Consider the following 13696-nt stretch of genomic DNA (forward strand, 5'->3'; position numbering starts at 1 on the left):
TTGATCGAAATGCGGTGATAATCTCCCAACGATCGCGAACGAACGATGTCGGCTCGCGGTCCACCCTCGAAGCAGTCTTCAAAGGAGAACCCTGTGACATACGAGCGCACCCGTGCGGCGACCGCTGTGAGCCCCCGCGACGCCAGTGAGCTTCGGAACTCCGAGTGGTCCCGTGACGATCTGATCGCCTATGCCGACCGACTGCTCGCCGCCGTGCGCCCCTGGGCCTCGGAGAACAACGCCCGCATCACACTTCCGGGTGCGTCGGGCGGGTACGGCATCGAGGTCGACGGCCTCGAGGGATTCGTCCGCACGTTCCTGCTGGCCGGCTTCCGCATCGCCGGTGCACGCGGCGACGGCGTCGACGACCTCATCGAGTTCTACTCGCGCGGCATCACTGCCGGGGTCGATCCGGCGCGCCCCGACCGGTGGGTGCGACTCGACGAGCACGCCCAGGCGAAGGTCGAGGCGGCGTCCATCGCCCTGATCCTCGACATGACGCGACCCTGGATCTGGGACCGCCTCGACGAAACCACGCAGCAGCGCATGATCGACTACCTCTCGCCGGTCGTGGGCGACGAGACCTACCCCCGCAACAACTGGCTGTGGTTCCGCGTCGTCGTGCAGACCTTCCTGCGCTCGGTGGGCGGCCCGTGGTCGCCGGCCGACATCGACCAGGACCTGGCGCAGCACGACTCCTTCCTCCGCGAGGGCGGATGGATCTCCGACGGAGACGACCGCTCGTACGACCACTACGTCGGCTGGGCGCTGCATCTGTATCCGGTGCTGTGGTCGCGGATGCAGGGAGCGGCCGATCTCGCCGGCGGCCGGACGGAGGGCGACATCGCCCGCCTCGACACCTTCCTGCAGGATGCGATCGCGCTCGTCGGCGCCGACGGCTCGCCGCTGATCCAGGGCCGCAGCCTCGTCTACCGCTTCGCGGCGGCAGCGCCCTACTGGGCAGGTCTGGTCGCGGGGGTCACGTCGGTGCCGGCCGCGCAGCTGCGCCGGGCGGCCTCGTCGATCGTGCGCCACTTCGCCGAGAACGGCGCCCCGAACGACCAGGGACTCCTCGATCTCGGATGGCACGGCGAGTGGCGACGGCTCGCCCAGAACTACTCAGGAACCGGCTCGCCCTATTGGGCCGCGAAAGGCCTGCTCGGCATCGCCCTGCCGGCGGATCACTCCGTCTGGTCGGCTCCGTCCGAGCCGCTGCCCGCCGAGACCGCAGACGTCCTCCGCGTCGTGTCGTCCCCTGCGTGGATCATCTCCACGACAGTGGACGACGGCATCGTCCGGGTGATCAACCACGGAGCCGACCACGCGCGGCCGGGCGATCTCGTCGGCGATTCCCCTCTCTACGCTCGCCTCGGCTACTCGACCGCCGCGAGCCCACTGCTGAACGGCGACGCCTGGGCCGAGCCGCTCGAGCAGTCGGTCGCGCTGCTGCACACCGACGGACGGGCGTCGCACCGCGCCGGTATGCGGGTGCGCGGCATCCGTCACGAGGATGCCGCCGCGATCGCGGGATCAGAGGCGACCGCGCACTGGATCACTCCGGCCGCGACCCAGACCAGGCACGGCTCCGGCATCATCGGCGACATCGAGATCGCCGGCACCGTGACCACCTGGTCGATCGTGCGCGGATCATGGGAGGTGCGGCTCGTGCGCATCGACCGGGTCGAGGCGGATGCCGCACCCACAGCGCTGCGCATCGGCGGCTGGGCGCTCGCCGCGGATGCCGTCGACGACACGCTCTCGGCGGGCACCGCCGCGTCCTCGGCGCGCGGTCGCCACAGCACCATCGTCGCGCTGACACCGGGGGGAGTCCCCTCGATCGAGAACCGGCGCGACGCGAGCCTGCTCGGCGCCGTCGCCTCGGTGCCCGTCATCACCTATCCGGTGTCGACCGGCGAATGGATCGCCACCGCGGTGCATCTGTCCGGTCATGCCGCGGCATCCGCTCCCTCCGTCCGCCTCGACGCCGACGACGTCGCCGTCGTCTGGCCCGATTCCACCACCACCGAACACCGGCTCGCCTGAGCCACGCACCCGACCCGTCCTGGGCACCCGTCATTGCAAAGGAGCAGTATCCCCATGAACCGTAAGATCCTCGCCGCCGGCAGCATCGCTGCTGTCGCGGCCCTCGCCCTCGCAGGCTGCTCCGGCGGCTCCGAAGCCGGAGAGAACACCGACCCCGACGCCCCCATCACCCTCACCCTCTCGGGCTGGAGCATCGACACCACTCCCGAGTTCCAGACGCTCGCCGACGCCTTCTCCGAGGACCACCCGAACGTCACGATCGAACTCAAGGAGTACGACCCGACCGAGTACAACACGCTCGTCACCGCCGACCTCGCCGCCGGATCCGGCCCCGACATCATCACGCAGAAGGAGGTCAAGTACGTCACGACCTTCCAGGAGGGCGGCCAGCTGCTCGACGTCTCCGACGTGGCGCTGCCGGACGGCATCAGCGGAACCGACTCCTACGAGGTCGACGGCGCCGCCTACGCGGTGCCCTACCGCCAGGACTCCTGGGTGCTCTTCTACAACAAGGCGCTCTTCGACGCGGCAGGCGTCGACCACCCTGACGGCTCGTGGACCTGGGACGACTACGCCGACGCCGCGGAGGCACTCACCGCCGACGCGTCCAAGGGCACGTACCTGCACCGCTGGCAGTCGACCGTGCAGGGCTTCGCGAACGCGCAGACCGGCACGAGCGTGCTCGACGGCGACTTCAGCAACATGAAGGACTACTACGACAGCACGCTGGCCCTGCAGGATGCCGGCAGCCAGGTCGACTTCAACACCTCGACAGCCAACCAGCTCACCTACCAGGGCGAGTTCGGCACGCAGAAGGCCGCGATGATGCTGATGGGCACGTGGTACACCGCGACCCTGATCGCACAGCAGGCCTCGGGCGAGGCGAACGAGTTCGAATGGGGCATCGCCCCCGCGCCGCAGCTCGACGAGAAGACCACCGGCACCGACAACACCCCGGTGACGTTCGGTGACCCGACGGGCTTCGGCATCAACGCGAACATCGACTCGGCGAAGGCCGACGCCGCCAAGCAGTTCCTCGAGTTCGCCGCATCCGAGGAGGCCGCGCAGGCGCTCGCCGAGATCGGGATCACCCCGGCACTCACGAACGACGCCGTCGTCGAGTCGTACTTCGGAGTCGAGGGCGCACCCACCGACGACCTGTCGAAGTTCGCCTGGTCGACGCACGAGGTTCTGCCCGAGAACCCCACGTCCAGCAAGACCGCCACGATCCAGGGCATCCTCGCGGATCTGCACACCGCCGTCATGTCGGGCTCGTCGTCGGTCGACGACGCCATCAAGACGGCTGAGGACCGCGTGACGAACGAGGTCGGCTGATCCACTCGGGGGCCGGCCGTCGGTCGGCCCCCGACACCGACCTCGCGCAGCATCCAGGAGACGAGAACATGACCACGACAGAGGCCCCGCGCCCCGGCACGGCCCCGCCGCCGACGACCACGAAGCCGAGCCGCCGGCGCTCGGCGCTGCGCCGACGCAACGCCCTGATCGGCTGGAGCTTCATCCTGCCGAACTTCCTCGGATTCGGGTTCCTGACCCTGCTTCCGGTGCTGATCCTGTTCTACATGGCGTTCACGAACTGGAACGTCTTCGGCAAGGCCGACTGGGTGGGCATCGCCAACTTCCAGCGTCTGCTCGGCGACGGCAGCTTCCACATCGCGTTCTGGAACACCATCTACTACTCGGTGCTGCACATCCCGCTGACGATCGTCGTCTCGCTCGGGCTCGCGCTGCTGCTCAACAACAAGCTCCGCGGCGTCGCCTTCTTCCGCACCGCCGCCTTCTTCCCCTACATCACCTCGATCGTCGCGATCGCGGTGGTGTGGAACCTGCTCTTCAGCCCTGACTACGGACCCATCAACGAGGTGCTCCGGGCCATCGGGATCGCGCAGCCGCCAGGGTGGCTCACTTCGTCGGAGTGGGCGATGCCCGCCGTCGTGATCGTCAGCACCTGGCGCGACATGGGGTACTACATGATCCTGTTCCTCGCGGGCCTGCAGACCGTGCCGCGCGAGCTGCACGAGGCGGCGCGCATGGACGGGGCCAACGTGTGGGAGCGCTTCGTGAACGTCACGCTGCCGTCGCTGCGGCCCACCATGTTCTTCGTCACCGTGATGCTCACCATCAACTCGTTCAAGATCTTCGACCTGATCCTCGTCATGACCGACGGAGGCCCCGGCCAGTCGACCCTGGTGCTGTCGCAGTTCATCTACAAGAAGGGGTTCGAGGAGTCGCAGTTCGGCTACGCGTCCGCTGCGGCCGTCGCGCTGTTCTTCCTGTGCATCCTCGTGACCATCGGCCAGTTCGTCTGGAACAAGAAGCGGAGCGCATGATGACCGAAACCCAGGTCCTCGTCACCGGCGGCACGCTGCGTAAACTCAGCGATCCTCGCCCCGCCGGTCGGGTGCGCCCCGCGCGCACGGTCGGCCGCACCCTCGGCTACATCGCCCTCATCATCGCCGCCATCGGCCTGCTCGCGCCGTTCTTCTGGATGATCATGAGCTCGCTGAAGAACGCCAACGAGGTGTTCTCGGTGCCGGTCGTCTGGGTGCCCGAGACGTTCGTGTGGCAGAACTACATCGACATCTGGACGAAGTCGAACATGCTCGTCTGGATCCGCAACACGCTGTTCCTCGCCGTCACGGTCACCTTCCTGCAGGTGCTCACCGGATCGTTCGCCGCCTACGGCTTCGCCCGTATGAAGTTCGCGGGGCGCGACATCCTGTTCCTCGTCTACATCGGCACGATCGCCGTGCCGTGGCAGTCGTACATGATCCCGCAGTTCATCCTGCTGTCGAATCTGAAGGTGTCGAACACGCTGTGGGCGATCATCCTGCTCCAGGCGTTCGGAGCCTTCGGCGTGTTCCTCATGAAGCAGTACTACGAGACGATCCCCGAGGAGCTCAGCGAGGCTGCGCGCCTCGACGGGCTCAGCGAGTACGCCATCTGGCGCCGCATCATGCTGCCGCTGTCGATCCCCGCGATCGCCAGCCTCACCATGCTCACGTTCGTGAACACCTGGAACGACTACCTGGGTCCGCTCATCTATCTGCGCAACCCGGATCTCTGGACGATCCAGCTCGGTCTCAAGAGCTTCGTCTCGAACCTCTTCGACACGAACTACGCGCTGCTGTTCGCCGGGCTCACGATCTCGGTGCTCCCCATCGCGATCATCTTCCTGCTCGGGCAGAAGTACTTCGTCGAGGGCATCGCCACCAGCGGGCTGAAGGGCTGACCGATGAAGCGCATCTCCCACGACGCCTGGGCCACGATCCTCGGGGTCGTCTACCTGGGTCTGATGACGAACTTCCTCGTGCTCGTCACCGCGTCACCTCTCGTGGTGCTGCTCATGACGACGGACCCCGCGTTGTCGTGGCCGCTGCTCGCCCTCGCGACACCGCTGGCGGCGCCGGCGCTGACCGGCGCATTCACCGCGTTCCGCGAGTTCGGCCGCGGGGAGCCGCAGGTGGTCCGCTCGTTCCTCCACGGCTGGAAGGCCACCGCCCGCAAGAGCCTGCTGATCGGGGCGGTGGCGGCGGCATCCGTCGTCGTGCTGCTCGTCGATGTGCGCGCGGTCGCGGCGTCGCCCGCATCCGTCCTGATGGTCCCGGTGCTCGCTCTGCTCACCGTGATCGCCGTGTCGACCTCCCTCGTGGCTCTCGTCGCCCTGGCAGAGGAGCCGGGCGCGAGGATGCGCGACATCATCAAGGCCGCGCTCTACCTGTGCGTGCGGCGCTGGTACCTCACGGCGCTGTCGCTCGCGGTGCTCGGTGTGCAGTTCGGGCTCTTCGCCACGATGCCCGCGATCGCGATCGGCCTGACGTGCGCCCCCGCCCTGTACGTGGCGTGGGCGAACAGCCGGTACACCCTGCGCCCCGTGCTCGACATCGAGCCCGTGCACGACCTCGAAGAGGTGCGCGCGTGACCGTTCGCACCGCGATGAGCCCCGAGGTGTTCGACCTGCTCTTCGACGATGCGCGTCTGCAGCGACTGCGCGGGCTGGCGCCGTCGCCACGACTCCAGATCGACGACGGTGACATCTCCGACACCGAGATCCTGCTGACGTCTTGGGGCGCTCCGCGCCTCGATGCCGCGCTCCTCGACCGCATGCCGCGGCTGCGCGCCGTGGTGCACGCGGCCGGCAGCGTGCAACGACTGGTGTCCGATGACCTGTGGCAGCGCGAGATCACCGTGACCTCGGCCGCCGATGCCAACGCCGTGCCGGTCGCCGAGTACACCTTTGCGACGATCATCCTCGCCTTCAAGCGCGCGTTCGTACATATGCGCTCGCCCTCGACGGTGCTCGAGTGGGGCGACCTGGTCGGCTCGACGCGGTACGGCAGCGTCGGCCGGACGGTCGGCATCGTCGGCTTCTCGCGGATCGGACGCCGGGTGGTGCGGATGCTGGGGCAGCTCGACGACATCCGGATCCTCGTCGCCGACCCCTTCGTCTCGCCCCAGGCTGTGGCCGAGGCAGGAGCAGAGCTGATGCCGCTCGACGACATGCTCGGTCAGGTCGACGTGCTGTCGCTGCACGCGCCGGCGCTGCCCGAGACCAGGCACATGATCGCCGCGGCCGAGCTGGCGGCGCTCCGCGACGGCGCCACGGTCATCAACACCGCACGCGGGTGGATCCTCGATCACGAGGCGCTGTTCGCCGAGTGCGCGTCGGGGCGACTGGACGCGGTGCTCGACGTCACCGAGCCCGATCCGCTGCCGATCGACGCGGCGCTCCGCGGACTGCCGAACGTCGCCCTCACCCCGCACATCGCGGGGTCCATGGGCACCGAGGCGCGCAGGCTCGCTGATTCGGCCCTCGACGATGTCGAAGCGCTGCTGCGTGGCGGTGTCCCGTCTCAGGTGATCACGCGCCTCGATATGGAGCTGAGCGCGTGAGCGCGGCCGTCGACCCGCTCGAGTTCTCGCCGTGGGGCTTCTGGAGTGAAGCGGATCCTGCGCAGCGTGCGGCGCAGCTCGAGCGTCAGCGCGTTCTCACCGAGGGGCACCCCGGAAGCCGGCTCGGCGAGCAGTGCTTCGTCTCGCCGCTCGCGTCGGTCGACCACGATGAGCTGCAGCTGGGCGACCGCACATACGTCGCCGCCGGGGCCTATCTGACGGGCGAGCTTGTCGCGGGTGCCGACTGCAGCATCAACCCGTACGCGGTCGTCCGCGGGCGGGTGACCCTCGGCGACGCCGTCCGCATAGGCGCGCACACGTCGATCCTGGGCTTCAACCACTCGATGGAGCCGGGCGCTCCGGTGTTCCGCCAGCCGCTGACGACCAGGGGCATCGCGATCGGTGACGACGTGTGGATCGGGTCGCATGCCGTGATCCTCGACGGCGTCACCGTCGGTTCGCACGCCGTGATCGCGGCCGGTGCGGTCGTCACCAAGGATGTGCCGGCTGGAGCGATCGTCGCGGGAAACCCCGCGCGCTTCCTGCGCTGGCGCGTCGAGCCGGAAGGTGCGGTGTCGGGGGAGTCGGTGCGGGTGCGGACCGAGCCGGGCATGCCGGATCTGCCGGTCGTGCCGGGCGCGATGGTCGAGTCGGGCGTGCCGGATCTGCCGGTCGAGTCGGGAGTGCCGGATCTGCCGGTCGAGCCGAACGCGATGGTCGAGTCGGGCGTGCCGGATCTGCCGGTCGAGTCGGGAGTGCCGGATCTGCCGGTCGAGCCGGGCGCGATGGTCGTGCCGGGTATGGGCAGCGTGGGTGAGCGGCTGGCTCGGTTCGGAGCTCAGGCGCGCGCAGATGCAGCCGCGCTGCTCGCCCGTTCCTGGAGCGACGAGGCGGAGCTCTTCGTCGACCGCCCCGGTGCGGCTCCGACCGTCCGGGCGCAGGCGGATGCGATCGAGATCGCCGATCTGCTGACGGGTGCTGCCCCACCGCAGCTCCCGGTCGAGGAGCAGATCCGGCGCCTGCAGGCCTGGCAGGATCCGTCGACCGGCGCCGTGACCGCTCTCGGCGCAGACGGGCGTCAGCAGTCCGGGCTGGACTTCTCCGACGACGACGTGGCTTATCACGTGCTGAGCACGGGATACGCCCTCGACCTGCTCGGTTCAGCGTTCCCCGCGGCGCTCACCTGGGTGACCGAAGCGACCCCCGAGAGCGTCGTCGAGATGTGTCGTCGCCTGCCCTGGGCTTCGGATGCCTGGAACGCCGGCCACCACGTCGACGGCTTCGGCACGGCGCTGCTGTGGACGAAGAAGGCGGGCCTCCCCGTGCCCGAGGGGGTGGAGGAGGCGCTGTTCGGCTGGCTACTGCTGAACGCCGATCCGCACACGGGCATGTGGGGTTCGGCGACTCCCGACCGCGGCATCCTGCCGGTCGTGAACGGCTTCTATCGAACATCGCGCGGAACGTTCGCGCAGTTCGGCGTGCCACTGCCTCGCCCCGAGCGGGTCGTGGACACGGTTCTCGGCCATGCGCGCGACCGCCGCTGGTTCGGCCCCGGCATGCGCAACGCCTGCAACGTGCTGGATGTGGTGCATCCGCTGTGGCTGACGCGTGGCGCGGGCCACCGCGCGGACGAGGTGCAGAGCCTCGCCGAACGGCTGTTGTCCGACACTCTGCAGATGTGGGTGCCGGGCGAGGGGTTCGGCTTCCGTGAGCCGTCGGCGACGGCCCGTGGTCTCGCCGAGATCGAGCCGGGGCTGCAGGGCACCGAGATGTGGCTCGCCATCGTCTGGTACCTCGCCGATCTCCTCGGCATCTCAGGCGAGCTCGGGTATCGGCCGAGAGGCGTGCACCGCCCCGAACCGACCGCGGCCTTCGGCGGCATCGTGTGAACGCGAGACCGGCGCGCGTGCCGAGTCGCGGTGCATCGCGCGCGCGATGCGGGGTCAAAAAGACACCGGACATGCGGTGCTGGGTCAAAAAGACACCGGAACAGCGCGATTCGGATGCGCTTTTGACCCCGCACGCCACAAACCCGGCGTAGCGCGCCGCCGACCACGCGCGGAGAGCGTTTTCCACCTCTTCTTGCGCACCGAGCCGCAGCGTGGCATGCTGTCGGAAAGCGCTTACCCGCAGAACTTTCCCGCCGAGTGGGCGGGACCTCAGAGATAAGAGAACGGACCAGCAATGTCACAGGCGACGACCCGCGAGATCGGGATCATCATGAACGGCGTCTCCGGGCGCATGGGCTACCGGCAGCACCTCGTGCGGTCGATCCTCGCGATCCGCGAAGAGGGCGGCATCGAGCTGCCCGACGGATCCCGCATCACGGTGAAGCCGCTGCTCGTCGGCCGCAACGAGGCCAAGCTCGCCGAGCTCGCCGCCAAGCACGGCATCGAGGATTACACGACCGACCTCGACGCAGCCCTCGCCGACCCGAAGTGGGAGATCTACGCCGACTTCCTCGTGACCAAGGCCCGCGCCTCCGCCCTTCGCAAGGCGATCGCCGCAGGCAAGGCCATCTACACCGAGAAGCCCACCGCCGAGTCGCTCGACGAGGCCCTCGAGCTCGCTCGCCTCGCCGATGAGGCGGGCGTCAAGACCGGCGTCGTGCACGACAAGCTCTACCTGCCGGGGCTGCAGAAGCTCAAGCGCCTCATCGACTCGGGCTTCTTCGGCCGCATCCTGTCGGTGCGCGGCGAGTTCGGCTATTGGGTCTTCGAGGGCGACTGGCAGCCTGCGCAGCGCCCCAGCTGGAACTACCGCACCGAAGACGGCGGCGGCATCATCGTCGACATGTTCCCGCACTGGAACTACGTGCTCGAGAACCTGTTCGGCGAAGTGAAGAGCGTCTACGCGCAGGCGGCCGTGCACATCGCCGACCGCTGGGACGAGAACGGCGAGCACTACACCGCCACCGCCGAAGACGCGGCATACGGCATCTTCGAGATCGAGGGCGGCATCGTCGCCGAGATCAACTCGAGCTGGACCGTGCGCGTGAACCGCGACGAGCTCGTCGAGTTCCAGGTCGACGGCACCCACGGATCCGCGGTCGTCGGACTCTTCGGCGCCAAGATCCAGCCGCGCAACGCGACGCCGAAGCCCGTGTGGAACCCCGACCTCGAAGACACGCACGACTACGACGCGGACTGGCAGAACGTACCGACGAACGAGGTCTTCATCAACGGCTTCCGTCAGCAGTGGGAGGAGTACCTGGTCTCGTTCGTCGAGGGCACCAAGTACCCCTTCGACCTGCTTTCCGGTGCTCGCGGTGTGCAGTTCGCCGAGGCCGGCCTGACCTCGAGCGCCGAGGGCCGCAAGGTCGCGCTCTCCCCGCTGACGCTGAGCTGAGCATGAGCACTCTCCGACTTCTCAACGCCACCGGCGCAGTGACGGATGCCGAGCTGCGCGAGGGCGGTGGGTACGCCCGCCCCACCTCGCCGCTGCAGAGCCGTGTCGCCTACGCTGCAGCGCACGTCGTGCCGAAGGTGCACGCCGACAACACCCCGGGGCAGCCCGCCGACATCGACTGGGATTCGACGCTCGCGTTCCGCCGCAACGTCTACTCGTGGGGACTCGGCGTCGCAGACGCCATGGACACGGCGCAGCGCAACATGGGCCTGGATGCCGCGGCGACGCGCGAGCTCATCGCCCGCAGCGCCGAGGTCGCCCGCGAGGAGGGTGGCTCGGTGGTGGTCGGCGTCAACACCGACCACGTCGCCGACTCGCACATCTCACTCGACCAGGTGATTGCCGCCTACAAGGAGCAGCTGCACTTCACCGAGGAGCAGGGGGCGGGGCCCGTGCTCATGGCCTCACGCCACCTCGCAAGGGTGGCGACGGATGCCGACGACTACCGCCGCGTCTACCGCGATGTGCTCTCCTCGGCCACCGTGCCGGTCGTGCTGCACTGGCTCGGCACGGCCTTCGACCCCGAGCTGGCGGGCTACTTCGGAGCGGATGACTGGCAGACGGCATCCGCTGTGCTGCTCGATGTCATCGCCGAGCAGCCCGACAAGATCGCCGGCGTCAAGATGAGCCTGCTGAACGCCGAGTCCGAGATCTCGGTGCGCGAGCGTCTGCCTGAGGGCGTGCGCATGTTCACGGGTGATGACTTCAACTACGTCGGCCTGATCGGCGGCGACACCCTTCGACAGGCTCAGGGACCCAGCGTCGCGAAGCGCGCCCACTCCGACGCGCTGCTCGGCGCGTTCGCGGCGATCACCCCGGTGGCGTCGGCAGCGATCCAGGCGCTGGATGCCGGAGACCCCGCCCGCTACCTCGAGATCCTCGGTCCGACCGAAGAGCTCAGCCGTCAGGTCTTCGCCGCCCCGACGTTCTACTACAAGACGGGCGTCGCCTTTCTCGCCTGGCTCAACGGGCACCAGCCCGCGTTCCAGATGGTCGGCGGCCTGCACTCGGCGCGGAGCCTTCCGCACCTCAGCCGCATCGTCGAGCTTGCCAACGCGTCGCTCGCGCTCGAGAACCCCGAGCTCGCGCGCGAGCGCTGGCACGGGATGCTGCGCCTGAACGGAGTGGACGCATGACGTCCCTCGGATCTTCGACACGCTCAGGGGACCAGAAAGCCTCACGGCCCGAGGCCGGGTCGCTGCCCGAGGCCGGTTCGCTGCCGGAAGGTGGGTCGCTGAGCCTGTCGAAGCGTCCCGATCCCCGGCTCTCGATCAATCAGGCGACCATCAAGCACGCCGACCTCGAGACCGCGCTGCGGGTGACGGCGGATGCCGGCATCCAGGCGATCGGTCTGTGGCGCGAACCCGTGAACGAGGTCGGACTCGACGTCGCTGCCCGGATGCTCGCCGATTCGGGGCTGCGCTTCACGACGCACTGCCGTGGCGGCTTCTTCACCCTTCCCGCGGGCCCGGAGCGCGTCGCCGCACTCGATGACAACCGCCGAGCGATCGAAGAGACAGCGACGCTCGCCGCGGCCGGTGCCGACGGGTCGACGGCCGTGCTCGTGCTCGTCGCCGGGGGGTTGCCCGCCGGTTCGCGCGACCTGATCGGTGCGCGTGACCGTGTGCGCGATGCGATCGGAGAGCTCGCCGTCGACGCGAAGGCGGCGGGTGTGACGCTCGCGATCGAGCCACTGCATCCGATGTACGCATCCGACCGTGCCGTCGTCTCGACGCTGGGTCAGGCGCTCGACATCGCGGCGGACTTCGACGCCGATGTGGTGGGAGCCGCCGTCGACACTTTCCACATCTGGTGGGACCCGCAGGTGCTCGAGCAGATCGCACGCGCCGGTCGCGAAGGCCGCATCGCGACCTACCAGGTGTGCGACTGGAAGACCCCGCTCGCCGCCGACGTGCTGCTGTCGCGGCACTACACGGGCGACGGCGTGATCGACTTCGGCTCGCTCACCCGCGCCGTGATCGAGACGGGATACGACAGAGACATCGAGGTCGAGATCTTCAACGCCGACATCTGGGCGGATGCTCCCGAGAACGTCGTGCGGCGCACGGCCGAGACCTTCGGCGCCGCGGTCTCGCCGCACCTGCGCTGACGGCCTTAGCGCGTCGACCCGTGCCTGTTGCGTGCCGCATGCAGGACTCGGGCACGGATGCCGGACCGGAACACGGTTTCTCGTCCTGCATCCGTCCCTCGGTCCTGCAGACGGTGCGGGGTGTGATCCCGGACGGGCCGGGGGGGTCGGACCGGAACCGGACCCAGCCGGGGGCGGGGTCAGGGTGCGGGGTGCCGCATGCAGGACTCGGGCACGGATGTAGGACCGGAACACGGTTTCTCGTCCTGCATCCGTCCCTCGGTCCTGCAGACGGTACGGGGTGATCCCGGACGGACGGAGGCCAAGACCGGGGACAGCCGGGGGACACGAAGCAAGCCGGACGCAACCCCCGAGACACTGACGCAGCCCCTTGAGAGGATGAACCCATGACAACGATCAGACCAGGACTCTGCTCGGTGACCTTCCGATCGCTGAGCGCCGAACGAGTCGTCGAGATCGCAGCCGAGGCACGACTCGAGGTCATCGAGTGGGGTGCCGACGTGCATGTGCCGGCCGGCGACGTCGAGCAGGCCGCGCGAGTGGCGAGAGCGACGTCGGATGCCGGGCTCGTGTCGTGCTCCTACGGTTCGTACTTCCGCGCCGGCGCCGACGAGCCGATCACCCCCGTGCTCGACACTGCCGAGGCTCTCGGGGTCGGCCGTGTGCGCGTCTGGGCAGGATCGATCGGATCCGACGAGGCCGCACCGCAGGACTGGGCGTCGACGATCGCCCGACTGCAGGATGCCGTCGACGAGGCGAACGCCCGCAGCATCTCCCTCGCGCTCGAGTTCCACTCGGGCACGCTCGCCGACACCGCGCCGACGACCCTCCGCGTGCTCGCAGAGGTCGCCAGGCCGACGCTCAGCACCTACTGGCAGCCCACCGTCGGTGCCTCGGTCGAGACGGTGCTCGACGAGTATCGTGCGATCGCCGACCAGGTGACCGCCGCGCACGTGTTCTCGTGGTGGCCCGATCACGATCGGCTTCCGCTGCGGGCCCGGGACGCCCTCTGGACCCGATTCTTCGGAGAGGCGCAGTCCGCGCCAACGCCGCCGAGAGACGCCCTGCTCGAGTTCGTGCCCGGTGATGATCCGACGATGCTGCGCGGCGAGGCCGCGACGCTCCGCTCGTACCTCTCGCTCTAGCGCCGACATGCTCCGCAGCACTCAGGTCGGCGCGGCCGTCGGCTGCTCCCCGGCGTCGCTCGCACCGCGCAGTAAGCTC

Annotated in this window: 11 protein-coding genes; all 11 read left to right on the forward strand. The window is 68.9% G+C overall.

What is annotated here, in order from left to right; all coding sequences use genetic code 11:
* Positions 1-93 precede the first annotated feature (93 nt).
* The 11 genes from ACIOU8_RS13570 to ACIOU8_RS13620 all read left to right on the forward strand — a co-directional run bounded on the left by ACIOU8_RS13570 (position 94) and on the right by ACIOU8_RS13620 (position 13617).
* Positions 94-2043 (forward strand): DUF2264 domain-containing protein, encoded by a 1950-nt coding sequence (locus tag ACIOU8_RS13570; protein ID WP_400790394.1) that lies wholly within the window; start codon positions 94-96, stop codon positions 2041-2043.
* Positions 2044-2097: 54 nt separating this feature from the next.
* A complete protein-coding gene (locus ACIOU8_RS13575) occupies positions 2098-3378 on the forward strand; it encodes an ABC transporter substrate-binding protein (protein ID WP_400790397.1) in 1281 nt (426 codons plus the stop codon).
* Between the two features lie 68 nt (positions 3379-3446).
* The gene (locus tag ACIOU8_RS13580; protein WP_400790400.1) at positions 3447-4391 is read left to right on the forward strand and encodes a carbohydrate ABC transporter permease; all 945 of its coding nucleotides are present in this window, start codon (positions 3447-3449) and stop codon (positions 4389-4391) included.
* Positions 4388-5293 (forward strand): carbohydrate ABC transporter permease, encoded by a 906-nt coding sequence (locus ACIOU8_RS13585; protein ID WP_400790402.1) that lies wholly within the window; start codon positions 4388-4390, stop codon positions 5291-5293. The genes ACIOU8_RS13580 and ACIOU8_RS13585 overlap by 4 nt, the downstream gene beginning before the upstream one ends.
* 3 nt (positions 5294-5296) lie before the next feature.
* Positions 5297-5983, forward strand: coding sequence for a DUF624 domain-containing protein (locus ACIOU8_RS13590; protein ID WP_400790405.1), 687 nt, complete (start codon positions 5297-5299; stop codon positions 5981-5983).
* Complete coding sequence (locus ACIOU8_RS13595) at positions 5980-6954, forward strand: hydroxyacid dehydrogenase (RefSeq protein WP_400790407.1); 975 nt, start codon at positions 5980-5982, stop codon at positions 6952-6954. The genes ACIOU8_RS13590 and ACIOU8_RS13595 overlap by 4 nt, the downstream gene beginning before the upstream one ends.
* Entirely contained in the window at positions 6951-8843 is a 1893-nt protein-coding gene (locus tag ACIOU8_RS13600; protein WP_400790410.1) for an acyltransferase, read from the forward strand. The genes ACIOU8_RS13595 and ACIOU8_RS13600 overlap by 4 nt, the downstream gene beginning before the upstream one ends.
* Positions 8844-9138: 295 nt before the next feature.
* Positions 9139-10302, forward strand: coding sequence for a Gfo/Idh/MocA family protein (locus ACIOU8_RS13605; protein WP_400790413.1), 1164 nt, complete (start codon positions 9139-9141; stop codon positions 10300-10302).
* 2 nt (positions 10303-10304) lie between these two features.
* Positions 10305-11498 carry a dihydrodipicolinate synthase family protein gene (locus ACIOU8_RS13610; RefSeq protein ID WP_400790415.1) on the forward strand — a complete coding sequence of 398 codons (1194 nt, stop codon included), beginning with the start codon at positions 10305-10307 and terminating at the stop codon, positions 11496-11498.
* Complete coding sequence (locus tag ACIOU8_RS13615) at positions 11495-12472, forward strand: sugar phosphate isomerase/epimerase family protein (RefSeq protein ID WP_400790418.1); 978 nt, start codon at positions 11495-11497, stop codon at positions 12470-12472. Before ACIOU8_RS13610 ends, ACIOU8_RS13615 begins: the two co-directional genes overlap by 4 nt.
* A gap of 386 nt (positions 12473-12858) precedes the next feature.
* Entirely contained in the window at positions 12859-13617 is a 759-nt protein-coding gene (locus ACIOU8_RS13620) for a sugar phosphate isomerase/epimerase family protein (RefSeq protein WP_400790421.1), read from the forward strand.
* The last annotated feature ends 79 nt before the right edge of the window (positions 13618-13696 follow it).

It is taken from the genome of Microbacterium sp. NPDC087589, assembly GCF_044743635.1.
In the GTDB taxonomy this organism is placed as follows: Bacteria; Actinomycetota; Actinomycetes; order Actinomycetales; family Microbacteriaceae; genus Microbacterium.

What these genes read in the sequence shown, in the direction of transcription:
- ACIOU8_RS13575 (WP_400790397.1), top strand. Translation starts at nt 2,098, where the DNA reads ATGAACCGTAAGATCCTCGCCGCCGGCAGCATCGCTGCTGTCGCGGCC.
- ACIOU8_RS13580 (WP_400790400.1), top strand. Translation starts at nt 3,447, where the DNA reads ATGACCACGACAGAGGCCCCGCGCCCCGGCACGGCCCCGCCGCCGACG.
- ACIOU8_RS13585 (WP_400790402.1), top strand. Translation starts at nt 4,388, where the DNA reads ATGATGACCGAAACCCAGGTCCTCGTCACCGGCGGCACGCTGCGTAAA.
- ACIOU8_RS13590 (WP_400790405.1), top strand. Translation starts at nt 5,297, where the DNA reads ATGAAGCGCATCTCCCACGACGCCTGGGCCACGATCCTCGGGGTCGTC.
- ACIOU8_RS13605 (WP_400790413.1), top strand. Translation starts at nt 9,139, where the DNA reads ATGTCACAGGCGACGACCCGCGAGATCGGGATCATCATGAACGGCGTC.
- ACIOU8_RS13610 (WP_400790415.1), top strand. Translation starts at nt 10,305, where the DNA reads ATGAGCACTCTCCGACTTCTCAACGCCACCGGCGCAGTGACGGATGCC.
- ACIOU8_RS13615 (WP_400790418.1), top strand. Translation starts at nt 11,495, where the DNA reads ATGACGTCCCTCGGATCTTCGACACGCTCAGGGGACCAGAAAGCCTCA.
- ACIOU8_RS13620 (WP_400790421.1), top strand. Translation starts at nt 12,859, where the DNA reads ATGACAACGATCAGACCAGGACTCTGCTCGGTGACCTTCCGATCGCTG.